Origin of the sequence: Pseudomonas oryzihabitans (genome assembly GCF_006384975.1) — a bacterium.
GTDB lineage: Bacteria > Pseudomonadota > Gammaproteobacteria > Pseudomonadales > Pseudomonadaceae > Chryseomonas > Chryseomonas psychrotolerans_B.
The window spans coordinates 3,353,892-3,377,530 of sequence record NZ_CP021645.1; the positions used below are offsets into that span (position 1 = coordinate 3,353,892).

The 23,639-nt window shown below is 66.6% G+C and carries 23 protein-coding genes; 16 read left to right on the plus strand and 7 right to left on the minus strand.

Annotation, left to right across the window (positions count from 1 at the left end; translation table 11 throughout):
- Positions 1 to 123 precede the first annotated feature (123 nt).
- The 3 genes from alr to dadA all read right to left on the minus strand — a co-directional run bounded on the left by alr (position 124) and on the right by dadA (position 2,915).
- On the minus strand, positions 124 to 1,194 hold the full coding sequence (gene alr, locus CCZ28_RS15070; protein WP_140219231.1) for an alanine racemase: 1,071 nt from the start codon (positions 1,192 to 1,194) through the stop codon (positions 124 to 126).
- Positions 1,195 to 1,285: 91 nt separating this feature from the next.
- Positions 1,286 to 1,642: a RidA family protein gene (locus CCZ28_RS15075; RefSeq protein WP_058761624.1), complete on the minus strand. Its 357-nt coding sequence runs from the start codon at positions 1,640 to 1,642 to the stop codon at positions 1,286 to 1,288.
- Complete coding sequence (dadA, locus tag CCZ28_RS15080) at positions 1,617 to 2,915, minus strand: D-amino acid dehydrogenase (protein WP_140219233.1); 1,299 nt, start codon at positions 2,913 to 2,915, stop codon at positions 1,617 to 1,619. Before dadA ends, CCZ28_RS15075 begins: the two co-directional genes overlap by 26 nt.
- Before the next feature lie 157 nt (positions 2,916 to 3,072).
- Here dadA and CCZ28_RS15085 point away from each other — a divergent pair, with 157 nt between their 5' ends.
- From CCZ28_RS15085 to CCZ28_RS15135, 11 genes are all read left to right on the plus strand, one after another.
- Positions 3,073 to 3,561, plus strand: a complete 489-nt coding sequence (locus CCZ28_RS15085; protein WP_058761626.1) for an Lrp/AsnC ligand binding domain-containing protein — start codon at positions 3,073 to 3,075, stop codon at positions 3,559 to 3,561.
- A gap of 71 nt (positions 3,562 to 3,632) precedes the next feature.
- Complete coding sequence (locus tag CCZ28_RS15090) at positions 3,633 to 4,442, plus strand: class I SAM-dependent methyltransferase (protein WP_140219235.1); 810 nt, start codon at positions 3,633 to 3,635, stop codon at positions 4,440 to 4,442.
- Between the two features lie 35 nt (positions 4,443 to 4,477).
- Entirely contained in the window at positions 4,478 to 5,758 is a 1,281-nt protein-coding gene (locus CCZ28_RS15095; protein WP_140219237.1) for an NAD(P)/FAD-dependent oxidoreductase, read from the plus strand.
- The gene (locus CCZ28_RS15100) at positions 5,755 to 7,305 is read left to right on the plus strand and encodes a phospholipase D family protein (protein ID WP_140219239.1); all 1,551 of its coding nucleotides are present in this window, start codon (positions 5,755 to 5,757) and stop codon (positions 7,303 to 7,305) included. Before CCZ28_RS15095 ends, CCZ28_RS15100 begins: the two co-directional genes overlap by 4 nt.
- A 278-nt stretch (positions 7,306 to 7,583) precedes the next feature.
- Complete coding sequence (gene bioB / locus CCZ28_RS15105; RefSeq protein WP_140219241.1) at positions 7,584 to 8,633, plus strand: biotin synthase BioB; 1,050 nt, start codon at positions 7,584 to 7,586, stop codon at positions 8,631 to 8,633.
- 91 nt (positions 8,634 to 8,724) lie between these two features.
- Entirely contained in the window at positions 8,725 to 9,900 is a 1,176-nt protein-coding gene (bioF, locus tag CCZ28_RS15110; RefSeq protein ID WP_140219243.1) for an 8-amino-7-oxononanoate synthase, read from the plus strand.
- Between the two features lie 7 nt (positions 9,901 to 9,907).
- The gene (locus CCZ28_RS15115; protein ID WP_140219245.1) at positions 9,908 to 10,633 is read left to right on the plus strand and encodes an alpha/beta fold hydrolase; all 726 of its coding nucleotides are present in this window, start codon (positions 9,908 to 9,910) and stop codon (positions 10,631 to 10,633) included.
- A complete protein-coding gene (gene bioC, locus CCZ28_RS15120; protein WP_140221360.1) occupies positions 10,614 to 11,429 on the plus strand; it encodes a malonyl-ACP O-methyltransferase BioC in 816 nt (271 codons plus the stop codon). The genes CCZ28_RS15115 and bioC overlap by 20 nt, the downstream gene beginning before the upstream one ends.
- Positions 11,430 to 11,434: 5 nt before the next feature.
- Positions 11,435 to 12,106, plus strand: a complete 672-nt coding sequence (gene bioD / locus CCZ28_RS15125; protein WP_140219247.1) for a dethiobiotin synthase — start codon at positions 11,435 to 11,437, stop codon at positions 12,104 to 12,106.
- Positions 12,107 to 12,197: 91 nt separating this feature from the next.
- Positions 12,198 to 13,310, plus strand: a complete 1,113-nt coding sequence (locus tag CCZ28_RS15130) for a curlin (RefSeq protein WP_140219249.1) — start codon at positions 12,198 to 12,200, stop codon at positions 13,308 to 13,310.
- Positions 13,311 to 13,400: 90 nt separating this feature from the next.
- Positions 13,401 to 13,667 (plus strand): hypothetical protein, encoded by a 267-nt coding sequence (locus CCZ28_RS15135; protein WP_140219251.1) that lies wholly within the window; start codon positions 13,401 to 13,403, stop codon positions 13,665 to 13,667.
- A 49-nt stretch (positions 13,668 to 13,716) separates the two neighbouring features.
- Here the strand turns inward: CCZ28_RS15135 and CCZ28_RS15140 are convergent, their stop codons facing one another.
- The gene (locus CCZ28_RS15140) at positions 13,717 to 15,765 is read right to left on the minus strand and encodes a methyl-accepting chemotaxis protein (RefSeq protein WP_140219253.1); all 2,049 of its coding nucleotides are present in this window, start codon (positions 15,763 to 15,765) and stop codon (positions 13,717 to 13,719) included.
- A gap of 172 nt (positions 15,766 to 15,937) precedes the next feature.
- Here CCZ28_RS15140 and CCZ28_RS15145 point away from each other — a divergent pair, with 172 nt between their 5' ends.
- Entirely contained in the window at positions 15,938 to 16,510 is a 573-nt protein-coding gene (locus CCZ28_RS15145; protein WP_140219255.1) for a xanthine phosphoribosyltransferase, read from the plus strand.
- Positions 16,511 to 16,513: 3 nt separating this feature from the next.
- On the plus strand, positions 16,514 to 16,918 hold the full coding sequence (locus CCZ28_RS15150) for a YkgJ family cysteine cluster protein (protein WP_140219257.1): 405 nt from the start codon (positions 16,514 to 16,516) through the stop codon (positions 16,916 to 16,918).
- Positions 16,919 to 17,050: 132 nt separating this feature from the next.
- On the opposite strand, the gene CCZ28_RS15155 is transcribed toward CCZ28_RS15150, so the two are convergent.
- The gene (locus CCZ28_RS15155; protein WP_140221361.1) at positions 17,051 to 17,365 is read right to left on the minus strand and encodes a YkgJ family cysteine cluster protein; all 315 of its coding nucleotides are present in this window, start codon (positions 17,363 to 17,365) and stop codon (positions 17,051 to 17,053) included.
- A 130-nt stretch (positions 17,366 to 17,495) separates the two neighbouring features.
- On the opposite strand from CCZ28_RS15155, the gene CCZ28_RS15160 reads away from it, so the two are divergent.
- Complete coding sequence (locus CCZ28_RS15160; RefSeq protein WP_140219259.1) at positions 17,496 to 19,199, plus strand: peptidoglycan D,D-transpeptidase FtsI family protein; 1,704 nt, start codon at positions 17,496 to 17,498, stop codon at positions 19,197 to 19,199.
- A 71-nt stretch (positions 19,200 to 19,270) separates the two neighbouring features.
- Here CCZ28_RS15160 and CCZ28_RS15165 read toward each other — a convergent pair whose 3' ends face one another.
- Positions 19,271 to 20,239 carry a helix-turn-helix domain-containing protein gene (locus tag CCZ28_RS15165; RefSeq protein WP_205894589.1) on the minus strand — a complete coding sequence of 323 codons (969 nt, stop codon included), beginning with the start codon at positions 20,237 to 20,239 and terminating at the stop codon, positions 19,271 to 19,273.
- Positions 20,240 to 20,643: 404 nt separating this feature from the next.
- Between CCZ28_RS15165 and CCZ28_RS15170 the strand changes: the two genes are divergently transcribed.
- Entirely contained in the window at positions 20,644 to 21,891 is a 1,248-nt protein-coding gene (locus tag CCZ28_RS15170) for an acyl-CoA dehydrogenase family protein (RefSeq protein ID WP_140219263.1), read from the plus strand.
- Positions 21,892 to 22,056: 165 nt separating this feature from the next.
- Positions 22,057 to 23,004 carry a transporter gene (locus CCZ28_RS15175; RefSeq protein WP_140219265.1) on the plus strand — a complete coding sequence of 316 codons (948 nt, stop codon included), beginning with the start codon at positions 22,057 to 22,059 and terminating at the stop codon, positions 23,002 to 23,004.
- A gap of 151 nt (positions 23,005 to 23,155) precedes the next feature.
- Here CCZ28_RS15175 and CCZ28_RS15180 read toward each other — a convergent pair whose 3' ends face one another.
- Positions 23,156 to 23,608, minus strand: coding sequence for a thioesterase domain-containing protein (locus tag CCZ28_RS15180; protein ID WP_140219267.1), 453 nt, complete (start codon positions 23,606 to 23,608; stop codon positions 23,156 to 23,158).
- Positions 23,609 to 23,639: the final 31 nt, after the last annotated feature.

Sequence of the window (23,639 nt, forward strand, 5' to 3'; positions counted from 1 at the left end):
TAGCGCCACGAAGGCAGGTGTTCGGCATCATGGCAACGCTGTTCGAGATTTACAACACGCCAATGGCGATAGCGACCGGCGTGGGGCGCGGCAACGCGATACCCGCCCTCTCGCGAGGCTGTCTCAGCCTTGGTAGTGGCGCGGCACCCGCTTGAGGTTGCACAGCAGTTGGTAGGGAATGGTGCCGCAGCGTTCGGCCAGCGCGGCTACCGAGACCTGCCTGCCCCAGAACTCGACTTCGCTGCCTACCCCGGCCTGGGGATGATCGCTGAGATCGACGGTGAGCATGTCCATGGACACCCGCCCGATCAATCGCCCAGGGCGGCCATCGATGGCCACCGGGGTGTCGTTGGGCGCATGGCGCGGATAGCCATCGGCATAGCCCAGGGCGACCACCCCGACCCGCGTCGGCCGCTCGGTGACGAAGCGGGCGCCATAGCCCACCGGCTCACCGGCCGGCAGTTCGCGCACGGCGATCACCCGCGAGGTCAGGGTCATCACCGGCTGCAGCCGCTCGGCGACGGCCTGGGGCGCGGTGAAGGGCGAGACGCCATAGAGCATCAGCCCCGGCCGTACCCAGTCGCCGGCCGCCTGGGGCCAGCCCAGGGTCGCCGGCGAGTTGCGCAGGCTGGTAGGACCCGGCAGACCTTCGGTGGCAGCGCGGAAGGTGGCGATCTGGGCAGCGGTAGCCGGGCTATCCGGCTCGTCGGCGCGGGCGAAGTGGGTCATCTTGACGATGCCGCTGACCTTGCCGCTGGCCAGCAGCCGCTTGTACGCAGCCGCGTAATCCTGGGGAAAGAAGCCGACCCGGTGCATGCCGGAATCCAGCTTCAACCAGACCTGCAGCGGCCGTGTCAAAGTGGCGCGCTCCAGGGCTTCGAGCTGCCAGTCGGCATGGATCACCATCCACAGATCGTGCTCGGCGATGAGCGGCAACTCGTCGGCGGTAAAGAAGCCTTCCAGCAAGAGGATGGGCGCGCGGATACCCGCGGCGCGCAACTCCAGCGCCTCTTCGATACAGGCCACGGCGAAGCCATCGGCCTCGCCCGCCAGGGCGCCGGCCACCGCCACCGCGCCATGCCCATAGGCATCGGCCTTGATCACCGCCAGGGCACGGGCGTCGGAGAGTTCCCGCGCCAGGCGGTAGTTGTGGCGCAGGGCGGCGAGGTCGATGAGGGCGCGGGCGGGACGCATGGGAGGTCTCGGCAATTGAAGAGTGAGGGATGGGAGGGCTGGACGGCACCCTCACCCTAACCCTCTCCCAGGGGGAGAGGGGATACAGACGCTAGGCTTTCACCGCGGCGATGACGTTCATCTCCACCAGGATATCGGGCTTGGCCAGCTTGGCTTCTACAGTGGTGCGACCGGGGGTGGCGCCCTGGGCGACCCACTCGTCCCAGGCGCGATTCATGCCCTCGAAATGCAGGGCGATGTCGCGCAGGAAGATGGTCACCACCAGGATGTGCTGCTTGTCGCTGCCGGCCTCGGCAAGGAATTTGTCGACGTTGGCCAGGGTCTCGCGGGTCTGCTGGTAGATGTCGCCGGAAAAGTCGTCGGCCAGTTGGCCGGCGAGGTAGACGGTGCCGTTGTGGATGTTGATCTCGCTTAGGCGGCGATCAGTGTGCAGACGCTGTACGGGCATTGCGCGGGGACTCCTGGGTGGCGGAATAACGGGAAATGTCGAGACCCTCGGCGCTGATCTGCGGCCGCTTGCGACCGATCAGATCGGCCAGCAGGCGACCGGAGCCACAGGCCATGGTCCAGCCCAGCGTCCCGTGCCCGGTGTTGAGGAACAGGTTGCGATAGCGGGTGGCGCCGACGATGGGGGTCCCGTCCGGGGTGGTGGGTCGCAAGCCGGTCCAGAAACTGGCCCGGGCGAGGTCGCCGCCGCGAGGATAGAGATCCCCGGTGATCATTTCCAGGGTCGCCCGCCGCCGCGGGTCCAGGCTCAGGTCGAAGCCACAGATCTCGGCCATGCCGCCGACGCGGATGCGGTCGTCGAAGCGGGTGATGGCGACCTTGTAGGTCTCGTCGAGGATGGTCGAGGTCGGCGCCATGCTGGCATCGACGATGGGCACCGTCAGCGAATAACCCTTGAGCGGATAGACCGGCGCGCGGATACCCAGGGGCGCCAGCAGTTGCGGCGAATAGCTGCCCAGGGCCAGGACGTAGTGATCGGCGGTGAGCAGCTCGCCGTCGACTTTTACGCCGTCGATACGGTCGCCACTGGCGCTGAGTTGCTGGATCTGGGCACCGAAGCGGAACTCCACGCCCAGGCGGCGGGCTTCCTCGGCCAGGCGATTGGTGAACAGGAAGCAGTCACCGGTCTGGTCGTTGGGCAGGCGCAGACCGCCGGCGAGCTTGTGCTTGACCGCCGCCAGCGCCGGTTCGACCCGGGCCACGCCGTCGCGGTCGAGCAGTTCGAAGGGCACGCCGGAGCGCTCCAGCACGGCGATGTCCTTGGCCGCGGCGTCCACCTGCTGCTGGGTACGGAAGATCTGGGTAGTGCCCAGTTGGCGGCCTTCGTAGGCGATCCCGGTTTCCTGGCGCAGCTCGTCGAGGCAGTCACGGCTGTATTCGGACAGCCGCACCATGCGCTCCTTGTTCACCGCATAGCGGGCAGCGGTGCAGTTGCGCAGCATCTGCGCCATCCACAGGTACTGGTTGGCATCGCCGGTCAGGCGAATGGCCAGGGGCGCATGCTTTTGGAACAACCACTTCAGCGCCTTGAGCGGCACCCCGGGCGCGGCCCAGGGCGAGGCATAGCCAGGCGAGACCTGACCGGCATTGGCGTGGCTGGTCTCCAGCGCCGGACCGGCCTGGCGATCGACCACGACCACCTCGAACCCCTGGCGGGCCAGATAGTAGGCGCTGGTGGTGCCGATGACGCCGCTCCCCAAAACCAGTACACGCATTACAAGCTCCTGGCCGGCGAGAGGATTTCGCCGGCTTTCAACGGGATGAAGGCAGATACGGCAAGTATAGAAAGGCGCTGGCAGTGCTAATCACTGAAGAATTGCCTATATTCGGAGTAATTTTCCGGCAAAGCCCTCCTCGGCAGAGACCCCCTCGATGCGTACCCATCACCAGGCCAGACGCGAGCTGGACAAGATCGACCGCAATATCCTGCGCATCCTCCAGGAAGACGGGCGCATCTCCTTCACCGAACTGGGCGAGCGGGTGGGGCTGTCCACCACGCCCTGTACCGAGCGCGTCCGCCGTTTGGAGCGCGAGGGCATCATCCAGGGCTACAACGCCCGCCTCAATCCGCAGCACCTCAGGGCCGGTCTGCTGGTATTCGTCGAGCTCAGCCTGGACTACAAGTCCGGCGACACCTTCGAAGAGTTCCGCCGCGCCGTGCTCAAGCTGCCCCAGGTGCTGGAATGCCACCTGGTCTCGGGTGAATTCGACTACCTGGTCAAGGCGCGCATCTCCGAGATGGCCTCCTACCGTAAGCTGCTCGGCGACATCCTGCTCAAGCTGCCCCATGTGCGCGAATCCAAGAGCTATATCGTGATGGAAGAGATCAAGGAGACCCTGAGTCTGCCGGTACCGGATTGACGGCTGTCTGGCCATCCGCGGGATTGGCGTCTAGGCTGCGGTCTTGCGCCTGAATGCCAAGGAGGCACGCCATGGACCCGCGCGAACGCCAGCGCATCACCGCCGCCAACCGCCAGGCCTGGGAGCTGTCGGCTCCGCTCCATGCCCAGGGCGAGGAATGGGCGGATCTGCTGAGGCAAGCCGGGCAACCGGGCTTCTCGGTGCTGGACGACTGCCTGACCCGTACCCTCACCGAGTTGGATATCCGCGGCCTGAGCTGCGCCCAGGTCGGCTGCAACAATGCCCGCGAATTGCTCTCCCTGGCCGCGCTGGGCGGTCAGCCTGCCCTGGGTATCGATCAGTCGACAGCCTTTCTTGCTCAAGGCCAGCAACTGGCCACGGCGGCGGGGCTCACGCCGGCGCTGGTGGAGGCCGATATCTATGCCCTGCCCCAGGGCCTGGGGCAGCATGACCTGGTGCTGATCACCATCGGCGTGCTCGGCTGGATGCCCGACCTGCCGGCCTTCTTCGCTGCGGTACATGGCCTGCTGGCGCCGGGCGGCCGTCTGGTGATCTACGAGACCCACCCCTTCCTGGAAGTCTTCGAGCCCCAGGCGGATCAGCCTCTGCTGCCCCACTACAGCTATTTCCGCCGCGAGCCCCTGGTCATCGACGACCTCATCGCCTACGACGGCCAGGATCATGGCCAGGGCGCAACGAGCTACTGGCATATCCACACCCTGGGCACCATCGTCAGCACCTGCCTGCAAGCAGGACTTGTCTTGCGACGCCTGGAAGAACATCCGCACTCCAACCGCGAGGTGGATTACGACCTCTATGAAAACCAGGCGGCCCAGTTGCCGATGAGTTTCACCCTGGTTGCGCAACGTCCGACGGCTTAGGATTGCCCCTTCGCCTAGGTCAGTCAGACGCCTCTATGCAGCCCCATGCTCCATCCTATTACGCCGCCACCGCCAACCAAACGCTGACGTTTCCACCGTTAGAGGGTGAGATCCAGGCCGATGTCTGCGTGGTCGGCGGCGGTTTCTCCGGGCTCAATACCGCCCTGGAGCTGGCCGAGCGCGGTGCGCGGGTGGTGCTGCTGGAAGCCCGGCGCATCGGCTGGGGGGCCAGTGGTCGTAACGGCGGCCAACTGATCCGCGGCGTCGGCCACGACGTCGAGCAGTTCGAGCCGGTCATCGGCGCCGAGGGCGTACGGGAACTCAAGCGGCTGGGTTTCGAGGCGGTGGATCTGGTCCGCCAGCGCATCGCCCGCCACGACATCCAGTGCGATCTCACCTGGGGCTTCGCCGACCTGGCCAACAAGCCGCGCCACTGGCAGCACCTGCAGGAAGAGCAAGCGTCTCTCCAGGCCCTGGGCTATCCCCATGCGCTGCGCCTGGTGCCCAAAGCCCAGCTGGCCGAGGTGATCGGCTCCGCGCGCTACGCCGGCGCCCTGGTGGATGAGGGTTCCGGCCATCTGCATCCGCTCAACCTGGCCCTGGGCGAGGCCGCTGCGGCTGAGGCGCTGGGCGTACAACTCTTCGAAGGCAGTCACGTCACCCGCCTGGAATACGGCCCCAGGGTGCGGGTACACACCGCCCGTGGCCGGGTGAGCGCCGACACCCTGGTGCTCTGCTGCAACGCCTATATCGAAGACCTGCAACCTGAGCTGTCCGCCCAGGTACTGCCCGCCGGCAGCTATGTGATCGCTACCGAGCCGCTGTCCGCCGAGCGAGCCGCGCGGCTGCTGCCGGGCAACCGGGCGGTCTGCGACCAGAACGTGGCGGTGGACTACTTCCGCCTCTCCGCCGATCGCCGCCTGCTGTTCGGCGGTGCCTGCCACTACTCCGGGCGCGATCCCCAGGACATCGCCGGCTACATGAGGCCGAAGATGCTGGCGGTCTTCCCGGAGTTGGCCGATGTCCGGCTGGACTACGCCTGGGGCGGCATGATCGGCATCGGCGCCAACCGCCTGCCGCAGATCGGTCGGCTGCGCGAGCACCCCAACGTCTTCCATGCCCAGGCCTACGCCGGCCACGGCGTCAACGCCACCCACCTGGCCGGGCATCTGCTGGCGGAAGCGATCATGGCCCAGTCGGCCGGTTTCGACCTCTTCGCCCAGGTGCCCCATGCGCGCTTTCCCGGCGGGCGCCACCTGAGGTCGCCGCTGCTGGCGCTGGGCATGCTCTGGTATCGCCTCAAGGACCTGCTGTGATCCGCCTGGTCATCCCCCTGCTGCTGGCGCTGCTGGCCGGCTGCGCCACGCCGATTCCCCGCACCCCTTCCCAGGTGCTGCCCGCCGCCGGCACCGCCCTGGACAAGGAGGTGCGCGAGGCCGGCGCCAGCCACCCGGGCCTCTCGGGCTTTCGCCTGCTGGAGACCAGCACCGACGCCTTCACCGCGCGCGCCGAATTGATCCGCAAGGCCCAGCGCAGCCTGGATATCCAGTACTACATCGTCCACGACGGCCTGACCACGCGGCTGCTGGTCAACGAACTGCTCAAGGCGGCGGATCGCGGCGTGCGCATCCGCTTCCTCATCGACGATACCAGCAGCGACGGCAACGACTACCAGATCGCCGTGCTGGCCGCCCATCCCAATGTGCAGATCCGCGTCTTCAATCCGCTGCACCTGGGCCGCAGCACCGGGCCGACCCGCGCCCTCGGCCGCCTGATGGAACTCAACCAGCAGCACCGGCGCATGCACAACAAGCTGTGGCTGGCCGATGACAGCGTGGCCATCGTCGGCGGCCGCAACCTCGGCGACGAGTACTTCGACGCCCGTCCAGAGATGAATTTCACTGACCTCGACCTGCTCGCCGCCGGTCCGGTGGCGCGGCAACTGGGGACCAGCTTCGACCAGTATTGGAACAGCCCCCTGAGCCAACCGGCTCGCCGCCTGCGCTGGTTCGCCCCCTCGGCGGGTGCCCTGGTGCGGCTGCGCGAGCGCCTGCACCGCTATCTCGACAGCGAGCGCACCCATGATTTGGCGCTGTACAACCGCCTACGTCGCTACGCCACCGCCCCGCAACTCGACAACTGGCTGCAGGAACTGACCTGGGCCCCCGCCCAGGCCTTCTGGGATGCCCCGCGCAAGGTGCTGGCCGAGGACGAACCGGATTGGCAACTGCTGCTGACCCACCAACTGCAACCGGTCATGGATGGCGCCCAGCATGAGTTGCTGCTGATGTCCTCCTACTTCGTGCCCATGGACCAGGGGGTCGACTATCTGGGCGGCCTGACTGCGCGCGGCGTCGACGTACGGGTACTGACCAATGCCCTGGAAGCCACGGACGTGCCGGCCGTGCATGCCGGCTACGCCCCCTATCGCACCGCGCTGCTGGCCGAAGGCATCAAGCTTTACGAGCTGCGCGCCCGCCCGGACCAGCAGAGATCCGCCCTGCCCTACCGCTTCGGCGAATCCGAATCCAGCCTGCACAGCAAGGCGATGGCCATCGATGGGCGCTGGTCCTTCATCGGCTCCTTCAATTTCGATCCGCGCTCGGTGCTGTGGAACACCGAGGTCGGCATCCTGGTGGACAGCCCGGCCCTAACCGGTCGCCTGCGCCAGCTGATGCTGCAGGGCATGGACCCGAGCGTGTCCTACGCCGTGAAACGCGTCGAAGACCAGGGCCGGGCGCACCTGGAATGGGTCACCGAACGCAACGGCCAGCCGCGGGTGCTCCACCATGAACCCGGCAGCGCCTGGCGCCGCTTTAATGCCTGGGTGGTCAAGGCGGTGGGGCTGGAACGGCTGCTCTAGGGGCCTCCCTCACCCCAACCCTCTCCCAATGGGAGAGGGGGCTGGATCGTAGGTTGGGTTGAGACAGCTCCACCGTCGAAGCCCAACAACCAGCACCCTGCCAGCCCTGTTGGGCTTCACTAACGCTCAACCCAACCTACGACTCCATCAATCTCCCTGCAAAAAATCCGGCAATTGTTCATTTTATGAACAGTAGTCGACCAAAACTTCGGCTAAGGTCGACCGCATTCTATGGCCCCGCTCCAGCGCCCGGCCGTTTTCCGCCTCGAGGATCTCCCATGAGCGCTACCGCCCTGCGTCACGACTGGACTCTCGCCGAAGTCCGCGCCCTGTTCCAGCAGCCCTTCAACGACCTGCTGTTCCAGGCCCAGAGCGTGCATCGCCAGCACTTCGACCCCAATCGCGTCCAGGTCTCCACCCTGCTGTCGATCAAGACCGGTGCCTGCCCGGAAGACTGCAAGTACTGCCCCCAGTCCGGCCACTACAACACCGGCCTGGAAAAGGAAAAGCTGATGGAGGTGCAGAAGGTGCTGGAGGCGGCCGCCGAGGCCAAGGCCATCGGCTCCACCCGCTTCTGCATGGGCGCCGCCTGGAAGCATCCTTCCGCCAAGGACATGCCCTACGTCCTGCAGATGGTGCAGGGCGTCAAGGCCCTGGGCCTGGAGACCTGCATGACCCTCGGCCGCCTGGACCAGGAGCAGACCCGCGCCCTGGCCGACGCCGGGCTGGACTATTACAACCACAACCTGGACACCTCGCCGGAGTTCTACGGCAACATCATCACCACCCGCACCTACGGCGAGCGCCTGCAGACCCTGGCCTACGTCCGCGAGGCGGGGATGAAGATCTGTTCCGGCGGCATCCTCGGCATGGGCGAGTCGGTGGACGACCGCGCCGGCCTGCTGATCCAGCTGGCCAACCTGCCCGAACACCCGGAGTCGGTGCCGATCAACATGCTGGTCAAGGTCCAGGGCACGCCGCTGGCCGAGGAAAAGGACGTCGACCCCTTCGACTTCATCCGTACCCTGGCGGTGGCGCGCATCCTCATGCCCAGGTCCCATGTGCGCCTCTCCGCCGGTCGCGAGCAGATGAACGAGCAGATGCAGTCCCTGGCCTTCCTGGCCGGCGCCAACTCCATCTTCTACGGCGAGAAGCTGCTGACCACCGGCAACCCCCAGGCCGAAAAGGACATGCAGCTGTTCGCCCGCCTCGGCATCCAGCCCGAAGCCCGCGAAGAACACGCCGACGAGGTGCACCAGGCCGCCATCGAGCAGGCCCTGGTGGAACAGCGCAACAGCGAACTCTTCTACGACGCCGCCACCGCCTGACCCCCACTCCCCGCCCTGCTCTTCCCCCTCTCCCCCTGGGAGAGGGCCGGGGTGAGGGCGCACTCTGCAACCCTCTCCACCGAGACTCCCCATGGCCTTCAACCTCGCCGCCCGCCTGGCCCAGCGTCACGCTGCGCATCTCTACCGGAGCCGACCGCTGCTGGACGCGCCCCAGGGCCCCGCGGTGGTGGTGGATGGGGAAACCCTGCTGGCCTTCTGCAGCAACGACTACCTGGGACTGGCCAACCACCCCGCGCTGATCGCCGCCCTGCGCGCTGGCGCCGAGCGCTGGGGCGTCGGCGGCGGGGCCTCGCATTTGGTGATCGGCCACAGCAGACCCCATCACCAGGTGGAAGAAGCCCTGGCCGAACTCACCGGCCGGCCGCGCGCCCTGCTGTTCTCCACCGGCTACATGGCCAACCTGGCCGCCGTCACCGCCCTGGTCGGGCGCGGCGATACGGTGCTGGAAGACCGCCTCAACCACGCTTCCCTGCTCGACGCCGGCCTGCTCAGCGGCGCGCGCTTCGCCCGCTACCAGCACAACGATCCCGCCAGCCTGGCCAGCCGCCTCGCCAAGGCCGAGGGCGATACCCTGGTGGTCACCGATGGCGTCTTCAGCATGGACGGCGATCTCGCCGATTTGCCCGAGCTCTGCCAGGTCGCCCAGCGTCACGGCGCCTGGACCCTGGTGGACGACGCCCACGGCATCGGCATCCTGGGCGCCAGCGGTGGCGGCATCGTCGAGCACTTCGGCCTGGACCAGAGCCAGGTGCCGGTGCTGGTCGGCACCCTGGGCAAGGCCTGTGGCACCGCCGGGGCCTTCGTCGCCGGCAGCGAAGAGCTGATCGAGACGCTGATCCAGTTCGCCCGCCCCTACATCTACACCACCAGCCAGCCGCCAGCGGTGGCCTGCGCCACCCTCGCCGCCCTGCAGCTCGTCCGCGAAGAGGGCTGGCGCCGTGAGCTCCTGCACACTTTGATCCAGAGATTCCGCAGGGGCGCGACGGCCCTCGGCCTGGACCTTATGCTCAGCGCCACGCCGATCCAGCCCATCCTGGTCGGCGACAGCGCGCGCGCCCTCGCACTCTCCGCCGCCCTGCGCCGGCGCGGGATCCTGGTCACCGCCATCCGACCGCCCACCGTACCGGCCGGCAGTGCCCGCCTGCGGGTGACCCTGACGGCGGCCCATCGCGAAGCGCACGTGGACCTCTTGCTCGACGCTCTGGCCCAGGCCATGGCCGAATTACCGCCTGACGCGGATAAGTGACCGACCAATGCGCGATACCCTGATCTTGCTGCCCGGCTGGGGCCTGGGCAGTGCTCCGCTGGAGCCCCTGCGTGACGAACTCACCGAGCTGGCGCCCTTTCTCGACGTGCTGATCGAGCCGCTGCCGGCGCTGGCCGATACCCAGGAATGGTTCGCCGACCTGGAGGGCCGTATCGCCGACGGCGTCTGGCTGGCCGGCTGGTCGCTGGGCGGCATGCTCGCCAGCGAATTCACCCTGCGCCGCCCAGAAGGCGTGCATGGCCTCGTCACCCTGGCCAGCAACCGCTGTTTCGTCGCCCGCGCCGGCTGGCAGACCGCCATGGCGCGCAGCGTCTTCACCGACTTCTTCGAAGCCTGTTCGCTGGACGCCGACCAGACCCTCAGGCGCTTCACTCTGCTGGTGGCCCAGGGCGCCCGCGACAGCCGCACCCTCGCCCGCCAGCTGCAGGTGACCCTGCCCGAGGTCGACCCCGAGGTGGTCCTGGCCGGCCTGGAATTGCTGGCGCGCCTGGACACCCGCGTCGCCCTGCAGGCCTTCACCGGTCCCCAGCTGCACCTGTTCGGCGCCCACGACGCCCTGGTCCCGGCCACGGCCGCCCAGGCCTTGCGTAACGAGCTGCCGACCGCCCAGATCGAGGTCCTGGAGCACGCCAGTCATGGCCTGCCCCTGGAGCGCCCGGACGAGGTGGCCTTGCGTATCCGTGAATTCATCTATGCAGGACGAGATGGCTGACGTATTGCCCGACAAGCGCCAGGTGGCGCTGTCCTTTTCCCGCGCCGCCGCGCAGTACGACGGCGCCGCCCTGCTGCAACGCCGGGTCGCCGACCGCCTCCTGGCGCAGTTGCACGCTCTAGACAAGCAAGGTTGGTTGAACCCGCAACTCTGGCTGGACCTAGGCAGCGGTACCGGCTATTGCAGTCGGGCCCTGGCCCAGCGTCACCCCCACAGTGAAGGCCTGGCCCTGGACCTGGCCGCCGGCATGCTCCGTCATGCCCGCCAGCAGGGGACCGGCGCCCGTTACCATGTGGCCGCCGACGCCGAGCGCCTGCCACTACGCGACGATTGCTGCGACCTCATCCTCTCCAGCCTGGCCCTGCAGTGGTGCGCCGAGCTGCCCACCGTCCTCGCCGAGGCGCGGCGCGTCCTGCGACCGGGCGGGGTGCTGGCCTTCAGCAGCCTGGTCGAGGGCACCCTCGCCGAGTTGCGCCAGAGCTGGGCCCAGGTGGACGACCAGGTGCACGTCAATCGCTTCCGCCCCCAGACGGCCTATGCCGAAGCCGCCAAAGCCAGCGGCCTGCAGCTGCTGACGCTGGAGGTCGCGCCCGAACAGCTGCACTTCCCGGACCTGCGCGCCCTCACCCACCACCTCAAGGCCATAGGCGCGCACAACCTCAACCAGGGTCGCCCCCAGGGGCTCACCGGCCGCCAGCGCCTGGCAGCCTTCACCCAGGCCTACGAAAGCCTGCGCCAGTCCGCCGGCCTGCCCGCCACCTACCAGGTGATCTACGTCCTGCTGCGCAAGGAATGACCGTCATGCTCGCCTACTTCGTCACCGGCACCGATACCGAGATCGGCAAGACCACCATCGCCGCCGGCCTGCTGCACCGCGCCCGCCAACAGGGCCTCGTCACCGCCGGGGTCAAGCCGGTGGCCTCCGGCTGCGAACGCACCGCTGAGGGCCTGCGCAACGGCGACGCCCTGGCGCTGCTGGGCGAGACCTCGCTGCCACTCGCCTATGCCGACATCAATCCCATCGCCCTGGAACCCGCCATCGCTCCGCACCTGGCGGCCCGCGAGGCCGGCATCGAGCTCAGCGTCGCCAGCCTGGCCATGCCGGTGCGGCGGATCCTCGCCCTGGGTGCCGACTTCACCCTGGTGGAAGGCGCCGGCGGCTGGCGCGTGCCCCTGGCTGGGCGCGAGTCGCTGTCCGATCTTGCGCGGGAACTGCAGCTGCCGGTGATCCTGGTGGTGGGCGTACGCCTGGGCTGCATCAACCACGCCCTGCTCAGCGCCGAGGCCATCCTCGCCGACGGCCTGCCGCTGGCCGGCTGGGTGGCCAATCTGGTGGCCCCGGCCACCCTGCGTCTGGACGACAACCTCGCCACCCTGCACGAGCGCCTGCCCGCGCCCTGCCTGGGCACGGTGCCGCACCTGGCCGCGGCCACCCCGGCCGCCGTTGCCGCACACCTGCGCCTGCCCGGCTGATATCAGTCTTTCGGGCGATGGCCGCTCGGCCGGGGCGACGGCAGACTGCCCTGGCCGCCGCCCTCGCGCGGCCTCTCCAGCGGATGCCGCCGTGCCTGCCATCAAGCTCTTCACCTGCCTGGGCCTGCTCGGCCTGACCAGCACTGCCTGGGCCTTGGAAAACCAGAGCCTCGTGGATCAGCGCGGCGAACGCCTGGGCGCCTTCCTGACCCAGGACGCCGACACCCGCCAGGGCAGGCTGGAGGTGGTCCAGACCGGCCGCGCCAGCCAGGCCTATCTCACCCAGAGCGCGTCCCTGGGCGACAGCACCCGCGTCGAGCAGGGCGGCCTCGGCAACTTCGCCAATATCACCCAGGCCGCGGGCGGCGCGCGTGAGGTCACCATCGACCAGCGCGAAGCCAATCAGAGCCACGCCTACGTCTACCAGGGCCATGGCCAGCGTAACCGGGTGGACATCGTCCAGGACGGCCTGCTCAACGAAGCCCTGGTACGCCAGGGTGGCGATGACCAGCAGATGCGTATCGAACAGTCCGGCGCGCGCAACGGTATCGAGCTGTTCCAGGACGGTCGCGACAGCGGTACGAGGTCGCGCCTCAAACAGGTGGGCGACGATCACGTCCAGGACGTACTGAGCCTGGGCGCGCGCAACGAGGTCGATCTGCTGCAGGGCGGCGCAGCCAACCAGGCGCAGGTCGAACAGCGCGGCGACGACAACTATGCCGGCGTCCGCCAGGGTGCGCGGCAACAGGAGCTCCGGCTGATCCAGACCGGCAATCGCAACGACGCCCGTGTCCAGCAGAACGGGCTCGCGGATCGGCCGCAACGGATTAGCGCTGTCCAGCTCGGCGATGACAACACCGCCCAGTTGCTCGTCACTGGCGAGGGCAACACCCTCGATCTCCAGCAGCAGGGCAGCCGTAACACCGCCGGGGTACTGATCGGTGGCGACGATGCACGTCTGACCCTCGTCACCACGGGCAACGACAATGCTTTCAGGGCGAACGGGGACGGCGACGACATCGAACTCAGCGTCACGCAACTCGGCGAGGGTCACGTCTTCTCCGCCAGCCTGCTGAGCGCCGCCCAGGTCGAGGCGAGCCAGCAGGGCTTCGGCCAGCGCGCTGTCATCAGCCAGTTGAGCGAAGGCAACAGCCTTAGCCTGCGCCAGAGCGGCCAGGGCAACAGCGCGACGATCCAGCAATAGCACGGATACAGGCGGTCACAGAGAACGGTGGTTTGTTGGCGTCAAAGCTGCTCTAATAGCCTTCTGACATCACCGTCGAGGACACTGTCCATGAACGTGACATCAAGCAATCCGCTCTACACTGGCATGCAGGCCTTCCAGAACGGCAGCCGCATGGTCGACAAGGCCGGCGTTGCCCTGGCCTCCCAGACGGCGCGCAACCAGGAAGAAGCCCTGGGTGCGACCACCAACAGCCAGGCCGATCTGGCCAGTCAGTTGGTCAATCTGGATGTCGGCAAGTATCAGGCGCTGGCGGGCAGCAAGGTCATGCAGACCGCCCAGGAGACCCTGGGCAGCCTGATCGATACCAAAGCCTGACCGCAACGACTTACGAAACCAGGGGCGCCCAAGGCGCCCCGTCGCGTCTTCAGCCCAGGCGAAAACGCGCCGTCGTGGCTGCCAGGGCCTGGCTGCCGCGTCCGAGTCCCTCGGCGGCCTGGCGCACCTGGCGGGCATTGCCCAGCAACCGATTGGCCGCTACGTCCACCTGCTGAATGTTGCCACTGACCTGGTCGGCGGTGACCGCCTGCTCTTCGGCCGCCGTGGCGATCTGGGTCAGGGTGTCCGACACCCCCTCCACCGCCTGGGTGATCTCTTCCAGCTTGCGGCCCAGACCGGTAACGGCCAGGGCGTCGTTCTCGGCCTGGCCACAGGCTTCGCGCATCAGCGTCACCGCCTGGGTCACGGTCTCGCTGAGGCTGCCGACCGTGCCGGCGATCTGGGCGGTGGAGGCCTGGGTCCGTTGCGACAGCGAACGCACCTCGTCGGCCACCACGGCGAAGCCGCGCCCCTGATCGCCGGCGCGGGCCGCCTCGATGGCGGCATTGAGCGCCAGCAGGTTGGTCTGCTCGGCGATGCCGCGAATGACGTCCACTACCTGGCGGATCTGTCCCGCCTGCTCGCTGACCTGCCCCATGGCCGTCGCGGTCTCGCTCAAGCGGGTATTGAGTTGCTGGATGCTGGCGGTGGTCTGCCGACTGTCCTGCTGACTGCGCGCGGAAATGTCTCGCATCTGCTCGGCGCGACCGGCAGCCTGTTCGCAACTCTGGGCGACGCCCTGGGCGGTGGCGGCCAGTTCGTTGGCCGCCGTGACGATCTGGGCGATCTGCTGTTGCTGATCCTCGACCGCGACCAGCGCATCGCCGGACTGGACCCCGAGTTGCTGGGAGGCGACGCCGAGTTGCTGGGTTTCCCGGTCTACACCTTGCAAGCTCTGGCGCAGCTGGACCACGGCCGTATTGAGCGAGCGACTGATGGTGGCCAGCTCATCGCGGCCGGCCACCTCGCTGGCCTGGGTCAGATCACCGTCGCGCAGCGAGTCGGCCAGGGTGGTGATGCCCGCGGCACCGCGCCGGATGGAAACCTGCATGCAGAGCAGCAGATAGCAGGTCAGTAGCAGCAAGCTGGCGAACAGCGCCAGGACCACGGCGAAATTGCGGATCGTCTGGCTACCGTAATAGTCCAGCCGGCTATCCAACTGGGCCAGCACCTGGCTGCGGAAGGTCGTCATCGCCGCCAGGGCACCGTCCAGGGTGCTTTCGAAGTCCGCGGGCGACAGGGTGACTTGGCTGCCAAACACCCCCGCATCGAGGGTCTTGAGACTGGCTTCCAGGGTCGCCTGCACCTTGCGATAGTCCTGAGCCCAAGACGCCAGTTCCGGCGGCAACTGGCTCTGCAGCAGATTGCCGACCTTGGTCATGCTGATCAGGGAATCGCCGATCCGGGTCCTCAGGTCACGCAGCTCCAGGCGATTCTGCAGGGAGAGGTTGCCGGCGACTACGCTGGGCTCGCCGAAACTGTCCAGACGCCCCAGCCGCTCGCTGAGATCGACCGCCTTGTCGGTGCCTAACTGCATCAGCAGATAGGTTTCCAGCCAGGGATCGAGGATCAGGCCACTGTCGGTGGCGACCTTTTCCCGCAGCGCCTGGGCCGCGGCCAAGGCCGTGGTGAAGCGATCATAGGTCTGTTGCGCGTCGAGGCTGCGCAGGCTGGTGTTGTCCAGGCCGGCGAGGACCGTCTTGAGTTGCGCCAGCAGTTGCTCCCGCTCCCGTCCCGGCATCTCGTCGGCGAGCCGCTGGCTGAGGATCGCCATGGCTTTTTCGCGCGGCGCCTGCCGGGCCTCCATGGCGGTCAGGGCCTGTTCGGCCGCGGTCGGATTCGTCGCGGCCTGGGCTTTCCAGCGCGCCGCCAGATTACGCCGCGCCATGATCTCGGTCTCCACTGCATCCAACGTCTGCAACACGTGCACGCCGGCGCGCTCGCCGGCCACGATGTCCAGCTTGGCCTTGAAGTCCAGGCCCAGCAGCCAAAGGCTGACGCCCATCGGCACCAGGAAGAGCACGAACAGCAACTGAAACTTGCGCGCGAAACCGAAGCGTCCGAGCAAGCCTATCCCTAGCGTCAACAGCCCACCCATTATTTTTCTCCTTGTTATGACCACGGGCTGCAAGGGCGACCCTTGGAGCTGCCTATGACGCGGATTATCGGCAAATTACCGCCTTTCTTGACGGATAAGGCACAATTCGCGCCCTAACCCGTCCCCCCTTCCGACCCAATGCCGTCGGGCAAGCCGTCAAAGGACCGCTCGCGTGGAACTTCTAAAAGCCAAGATCCGTACCGAAGGCCAGGTACTTTCCGAGCAGGTGCTCAAAGTCGATGCCTTCCTCAACCACCAGATCGATCCCCAGCTGATGCAGGCCATCGGCCGGGAATTCGCCCAGCGCTTCGCCGCGGCCGGCATCACCAAGATCGTCACCATCGAGGCCTCGGGCATCGCCCCGGCGGTCCTGACCGGGCTCGAGCTCGGGGTGCCGGTGATCTTCGCCCGCAAGCACCAGTCGCTGACCCTCACCGACCACTTGCTGACCGCCTCCGTCTACTCCTTCACCAAGCAGACGGAGAGCACCATAGCCGTGTCTACCACGCACCTTTCAGCCGACGACCGGGTATTAATCATTGACGACTTCCTCGCCAATGGTAAGGCGGCCAAGGCACTGATTTCGATCATCAACCAGGCGGGCGCCCAGGTCGTGGGTCTGGGTATCGTGATCGAGAAGGCCTTCCAGGCCGGGCGTGCCGAACTGGACGCCTTGGGCTACCGAGTCGAGTCCCTGGCCCGCGTCGCTTCCCTGGCCGATGGCCAGGTCACCTTCGCCGAGTAAGCCATGGCCCAGATACTGCGCATTCTCGGCGCCGATCTCGATCGCACCGAAACCTGGATCCGCTACGACAAGGCCATGTGCCTGGACTGCGTCTCCAGTTGCTGCACCCTCCCGGTGGAGGCACGCCTGTCGGATCTGATCCGCATGGGCGTGGTGGACGAGTTCGAGAAGGGCGAGCCGCTCAAGGACATCGCCAAGCGCCTCAAGAAGGAGGGGATCGTCGAACGCCTGAACGCCAAGACCGGGTTGTTCACCCTGGTGCGGCTGTCCAACAACGATTGCCTGTACCTGCATCCGAAGACGCGGCTGTGCACCATCTACGACCAGCGGCCGGAGACCTGCCGCAACCACCCACGGGTCGGCCCGCGGCCGGGTTATTGCGCCTACAAGCCGCAGAAGCTGCGTTGAATCCCTGATCGCGGCCGTGGGCCCCGTAGGTTGGGTTGAGCGCCAGCGAAGCCCAACAGGGTTGGCCTCGGTGTGCTGGCGATGTTGGGCTTCGACGATGTAGCCGTCTCAACCCAACCTACAGTCTCCTGCTCAAAACTCGCCACTCGCCATCGCCCGGACCATATCCGCGCGCTCCTCCAGGCACTCCGGGCCGGCCATGTCGAAGATCCGGCAGACCCAGGGCCGTACCTCATAGATGCTGCAGTTCATCTGTTCGCGATCCAGGGCTGCGCACCAGCCGTCGTCGAGGCGCTTCATGCGGGTGCCGGTCCAGTCTTCCTCGATGAAACGGGCCGGGACGTCGGGATCGTCGAACAGCAGCACTTCCTGGCGGCAGCACCAGGCCTGACAGCTGTCGCAGGTCACGGTAGGGGTGGTCAGATCGTGCAGGGGGATGTCGCTCATGGGCGCAGTGTAACGCCCTGGACCGCCCAGCGGTTTCCGGCCGATGGCTGGAGCAGTTAACATGCGCGCTCCTTGCTGATTGTAACCAGTTGTGACCATGCCCAAGCCTCCTCCCCGCGCCGGAGCCGCCATGACGGCCGCCCCCCGCTATCGCTTCTATGTCGTGGTCGTCGTGCTGGTCCTGCTGACCTGCGTGGTCGCTGGCCGCATCACCTATCTCAAGCTGTTCGACGCCGAGTTCCTCGGTGACCAGGGCGATCGCCGCTCGGTGCGCCACATCCCCATCCCGGTCACCCGCGGCATGATCACCGACCGCAATGGCGCGCCCCTGGCGGTCTCCACCGAGGTGGTGACCATCTGGTGCAATCCGGCGGAGATGCAGGACAGCGCCGATCAGTTGGGCCGGCTGGCCCAGGCCATCCACAAGCCCGAGGCCGAGCTGCGCAACCTGATCCTCGAGCACCCGGAAAAGCACTTCCTCTATCTGGCCCGTGCCCTGTCGCCCATCGATGGCGAGAACATCATGGCGCTGGGCATCCCCGGCGTGCACCAGATCAAGGAATACAAGCGCTACTACCCGAGCTCCGACCTGGTGGCCCAGGTGGTCGGCATGGTCAACATCGACGGCCACGGCCAGGAGGGCCTGGAGCTGGGCTTCGAAGACTGGCTGGCCGGACGCAGTGGCGTCCGCGAGGTGCTGATCAATCCGCGCGGCTCGGTGGTGAAGAATATCCGCGTGGTGCGCCAGCCGCAGCCGAGCAAGGACGTCGCCCTGTCCATCGACCTGCGCCTGCAATTCATCGCCTATCGCGCGCTGCAGACGGCGGTGGAGAAGTTCGGTGCCCAGTCCGGCTCCGCGGTGCTGGTCGATCCCAAGACCGGGCAGATCCTGGCGATGACCAATTTCCCCTCCTACAACCCCAATAACCGCGCCACCCTGCAGATCCCCAACATGCGCAACCGCACCCTGACCGACGCCTTCGAGCCCGGTTCGGTGATCAAGCCATTCAGCATGTCGGTGGCCCTGGCCTCGGGCCGCTTCAACGAGAACAGCACCGTGGACGTGGCGCCGGGCTGGATGACCATCGACGGCCACACCATCCACGACGTGGCCCGGCGCGGCATCCTGACCATGACCGGCGTACTGCTCAACTCCTCGAACATCGGCATGAGCAAGGTGGCGCTGCAGATCGGCCCCCAGCCGATCTACGAGCAGCTCGGCCGGGTTGGCTTCGGCGCGCCCATGGAGCTGGGCTTCCCCGGCGAGAACGCCGGCTATCTGCCGATGCACACCAAGTGGTCGCAGATCGCCACCGCCAGTATGTCCTTCGGCTACAGCCTGGCGGTCAACGTCGCCGAGCTGGCCCAGGCCTATTCGGTGATCGCCAACGACGGCAAGCTCACCCCCCTGACCCTGCTCAAGGATCAGAAGCAGAAGCCGGTGCAGGCCATGGACCCGAGCATCGCCCGGCGCATCCGCGCCATGCTCAACCACGTGGTGGAGGACGAGGGCGGCGTCTATCGCGCCCGGGTGCCCGGCTATCACGTGGCCGGCAAGTCCGGTACCGCGCGCAAGGCCGGTTCCGGCAGCTATACCGAGCACGCCTATCGTTCGCTGTTCGTCGGCATGGCGCCGGCCGCCGATCCCAAGCTGGTGCTGGCGGTGATGCTCGACAGCCCGACCAAGGAAGGCTACTTCGGGGGCCTGGTCTCGGCGCCGACCTTCAGCGAGATCATGTCCGGCGCCCTGCGTGCCCTGGCCGTGCCACCGGACAACCTGCCCGACACCAATACCGCCCAGCAGGCGAAAGCCGAGTCCCATTCCCACGGCTGAGCGCGGTGCGATCAGCACCCGGCCCAGAGGGGCTGGGTACGGAGTCGGAGGCCTGACGGCGCCGAAGCGGCCTAGGCGTCCTGACCCATCTCTCTCACCAGAGCAGCAGCTTCGCCACGGCGCGCCTCCAGCGCATAGTCCCGCGGGGACAGGCCAAAGCGCTTTTTGAACAGCCGTGAGAAGTGCGCAGCGTCGTTGAAGCCCGAACGCAACGCGACGGTCAGCACGCCGGGATGGCCGGGAGTGCGTAATTCGCGTGCACTGCGCTGCAGGCGCAGCTCCCGGATCAAACTGCTGACCTGCAGCGGCGCCTCGTCGAACAGACCGTACAACGTCCGCCGCGAGACCTTGAAGCGTGCCGCCAGCAGATCCGGCCCGAGCCGAGGTTCGGCCAAGTGGTCGGCGATATAGGTCTCGACCGCTTGCCGAAATGCCAGGCGCACCGGCAGCCGGTCCTGCTCCTGCGCATCGAGGGTAGCGCCCAGGGCAACGGCGAGGATACCGTTGAGTGCCGTGCTGAGCCCCTCCGCCGCCGCGTTATCGACACCCCCCTCGGTCTGCTCGAGCAGACGGGCAAACCGCGCAGCGACGAGGCCCAGCCCGCCTTGCCCGCTGACGCAACGTGCCGTGGCGCGATGCGGCGCCACGAGTCGTGAGACGAGTTGCTCCCGGGGAATGCGAAAGGACAACACGCGCCAGTCTTCACGAAAGTCGAGGCTATAAGGACGGGTGGTGTCGACGATGGAAAAGTCGCCAGGCGACACCAGCGTTTCCCGGCCATCCTGGCGAACAACGCAGGAGCCTTCGAGCTGGAAGTTCGCGAAGCAGAATTCGACAGGGTCGTGACTGATCTCTTCCCAGCGGCGGGTGACGAGCTGCGCACGTGAGGCGATTTGGGTCTGGGTACTCGACGATAGCGGCCGCAAGGCGACTTCACCCATGAAGTCCCTCAAGGATTCTTTTTGCTTGATAACCGGGTTCAGCGACACGAAGGCTTCGCATAGCACCTCACGCCAATAGCTGAAGCGGTGATCCTGCATACAGGAGCGGGTACTCCAAATCTGCGTCTCGCGTGTCATACGCCTTCACCTTGCACAGATCGTCAATTGCGGTTGCACGAGAAAACAACTCGCCCTGGTCGAACCCCGTGCCAATGCCCATTCCAGAGCACCACCGACCGTTCAAATTCCGTGCAAACGCGCTATGCCGGTGCAGCGAACCCCTGGATACAGGGGTGAATACGTAGCAATGCCGAGGCCATCCCCCTGATTCAGTGATCGAGCAAAGTCCGGGCCACAAAACCCGGTACCGGATATCTGCGTTAGACGCCTGCAGCGCTTGCGCGAATCGTCAATTCGACCTGCATGGACCGGCAAGACCCCGTGTGGGGTGCTTCCTACGATTGAGTGGCAGTTCCTTCCTTCACTCTGAAAAGGCACTTCCCATGGCAATCGACTTCCAGCTTTCCGACTTCCAGCAAACCCTGCAGGCCTCCGCGCGAGCTTTCGCCGCCGAGACACTGAGTGCGGTCGCCCCCACCATCGCACCGCTGGCACGGCCTGATGAGCGCTTCTACGCCACGCGGCCCTTCTACCAAGCCATGGCCGATGCCGGCTTCATCAAGGCACTGTTGCCCAAGGCGGTCGGCGGTACGTCGCTCTCGACGCTGGATTTCGCCCTGGCAGCCGAAGAGCTCACCACCGCCGACGTCAACGTTCCCTCGGCCTTGCTGGCCACCGGCCTGGGGCTGCACGCACTCATCCACCATGGCAGCGAAGAGCAGCAGCGGCGCTTCCTGCCGGACTTCGTCGAAGACGGTTCGCTGCTGGCCGCGTTGGCCTTCACCGAGGTCACCGGAGGCGCCAACTACGACAACCCCGATCCTTCGGTGGGAGTGCAGACCTTCGCCCGCCGCGAGGGTGACGAGTGGGTCATCAATGGTGCCAAGCACTACACCACCAATGGCACCGGTTGGGATGGCAAGGGCGCACACCTGTACAGCGTCATCTGCCGGACCGACCCGAGCCTGCCGCCCCAGCAATCGTTGGCGGTCATCATGGTCCCCGGCAACACGCCGGGCATCGAGATCGCCGGCCTGCTCGATACCATCGGCCACCGCGCGACCATTTCGCCGCGCATCCATTTCAACGAGGTGCGTGTACCCGCCAGCAACATCGTGGGCAAGCCCGGAGACGGTATCGCCTTCGTGGAAGACGCCTTCGCCTGGACTGCGGCGCTGATCGGCGCCGCCTGCGTCGGCGTGATGCGTGCAGCCTTCGACGTCGCCCTGACGTTCGCCAAGACGGACAAGCGCTCCGGCACGGTACCGGTGATCGAACACCAGAACGTCGGCTTCATGCTGGCCGACATCAAGATGCGCATCGAGGCATCGCGCTACCTGACCTGGAAGGCCTGCCACCAGCTCGAACTCAGTAAAAGGCGCAGCCGTGAGCTCGCCATCATCACCAAGACCTACTGTTCGGAGCTGTGCGTTCAGGCGGTCTATGACGCCATGCGCGTCGTCGGGGTCGATGCCTATACCGACCTGTATCCGCTGGCTGGCCTGATGCAGGACGCGCTGTGCTTCCCCCTCTACGACGGCGGCAACATGGGGGTGCGTCGCCGCCAGTTGCACACCCTCCTACGCTCGCCGCACTACGACCCCATGGCCGCCGCCGAGGCACGCGGATAAGCCCTGCGCCCACGCGCGGAAGACGCGGGCAACCGACGTCCTCACCACAACCACACGGTGGGGACGTGCCTCCCGGCTTGCGCCCTGGCACCAGGATACCGGCACCTGCCGTGTCACCGGGCAGCACGCCACCCAAGACGATGGCTTTCAAAAGGACTTTTGACGATGACTTCATCCATTGCCAGTCTGCGCAGGCTGGCCACTCCACACGACACCCGGCGCGCCTCACCCGGCAACGCGACCCGCTGGATACTGGCGTGGACCGGTCTGCTGGCGAGCAGCCTCATGCCCCTGGCAGCCCAGGCCATCGATGTGGACCCTGCCGACTTCGTTCCCGCCCCGGCAGGCACCACCGCAGGTCTGTTCTACCTGCAGCATGTCGAGCGCGACAGCCTCTATTCGCATGGCCACCAGCCCCTCGACGACCCGCGCCTGGACTCGAACATCGGCATCGCCCGCTTGGTCCACTACACCCAGATAGGCGGGGTAACGGTCGCGCCGCAGATCCTCCAGCCGTTCGGCCGCCTGGAGGCGAGTCACGACACCCAGGCGCTCGGCGATGCCAGCGGTCTGGCGGATACCATCCTGGCCATGCCGTTCTGGCTGATCAACGACCCTCAGGCACGTTCCTATCTGGCAATCGCGCCTTACCTCTTCTTGCCGACGGGTCGCTACAACCACGATCACACCCTTAATTTGGGCGAGAACCGCTGGAAGTTCGACCTGCAGGTAGGCTACGTCAAGGGCCTGAGCGCTGCCTGGTATCTCGACCTGACCGGGGACGTCATGTTCTTCGGCAAGAACGACGACTACACCGCCGCCAAGACCACCCTCGAACAGAAGCCGCTCTATCAGGGCCAGGCAGCGCTACGCTACCAATTCAGCCCGGGCGCGAATGCCTTCGTCGGACTCTCCCAAACCTGGGGCGGTGAATCACGAGTCGCTGGCGAGGATCTCGACGATGAAGCGCGCCAGCGCAAGATCACCATTGGCGGCAGCTACTTCATCCAACCGAAAACACAGCTGATGGTGTCCATTGGACGGGATCTCGAGGTGGAAAACGGCTTCAAGGAGGATGCGCGCCTCAATATCCGCTTGCTACAGATCTTCTGATCGCGATCGCTACGGCCACCCGTCCAAAACGCAGCAGGGCGACCCTTGGGGTCGCCCTGCTTTCTATTGCACCTCCAACCGTTGGCACTTGGCGTTGCGGAGACTCGCTCACGCCTCGCCGCCTAGCGTAGGTGATGTCTGAAACGTCGGATCAGCGATGCAGCACGTACTGACCGGTAAAGCGCACGCCGTCTTCGCCGTTGTCGGCGAGGATGCGCGACTGCAAGGTGATGCGGGCCCGGCCGCGGCGGCGGAAGGTGGTCTCGAAGCGCTCCCAGGCGCGTTCCTCGGGCGGCTCGCCGAAGGCCGTGGCATCGGCGGTGATGGGCCGCGGATAGCTGATCTGGCCTTCCTGGATGAGGATGTGGCCTTCCTCGATACCCGCTTCGCGCAGTCGCAGGTACAGCCAGCCCCAACCGGCGAGGACCGCCACGCAGTAGAGGCTGCCACCGAACATGGTGCTGGCGTGATTGATGTTCGCGTCCAGCGGCGCATGCAGTTGCAGGCGGTGTTCGCTCCAATCGCGGACTTGCAGGCCCAGCGCCTGGGTGATGGGGATGTCGTGGTGGAGCAGGGATTCGAGGTGACGGCAGTCGCGGCTCATGCCGGGGTCCTTACAGACAAAATTTCACTAT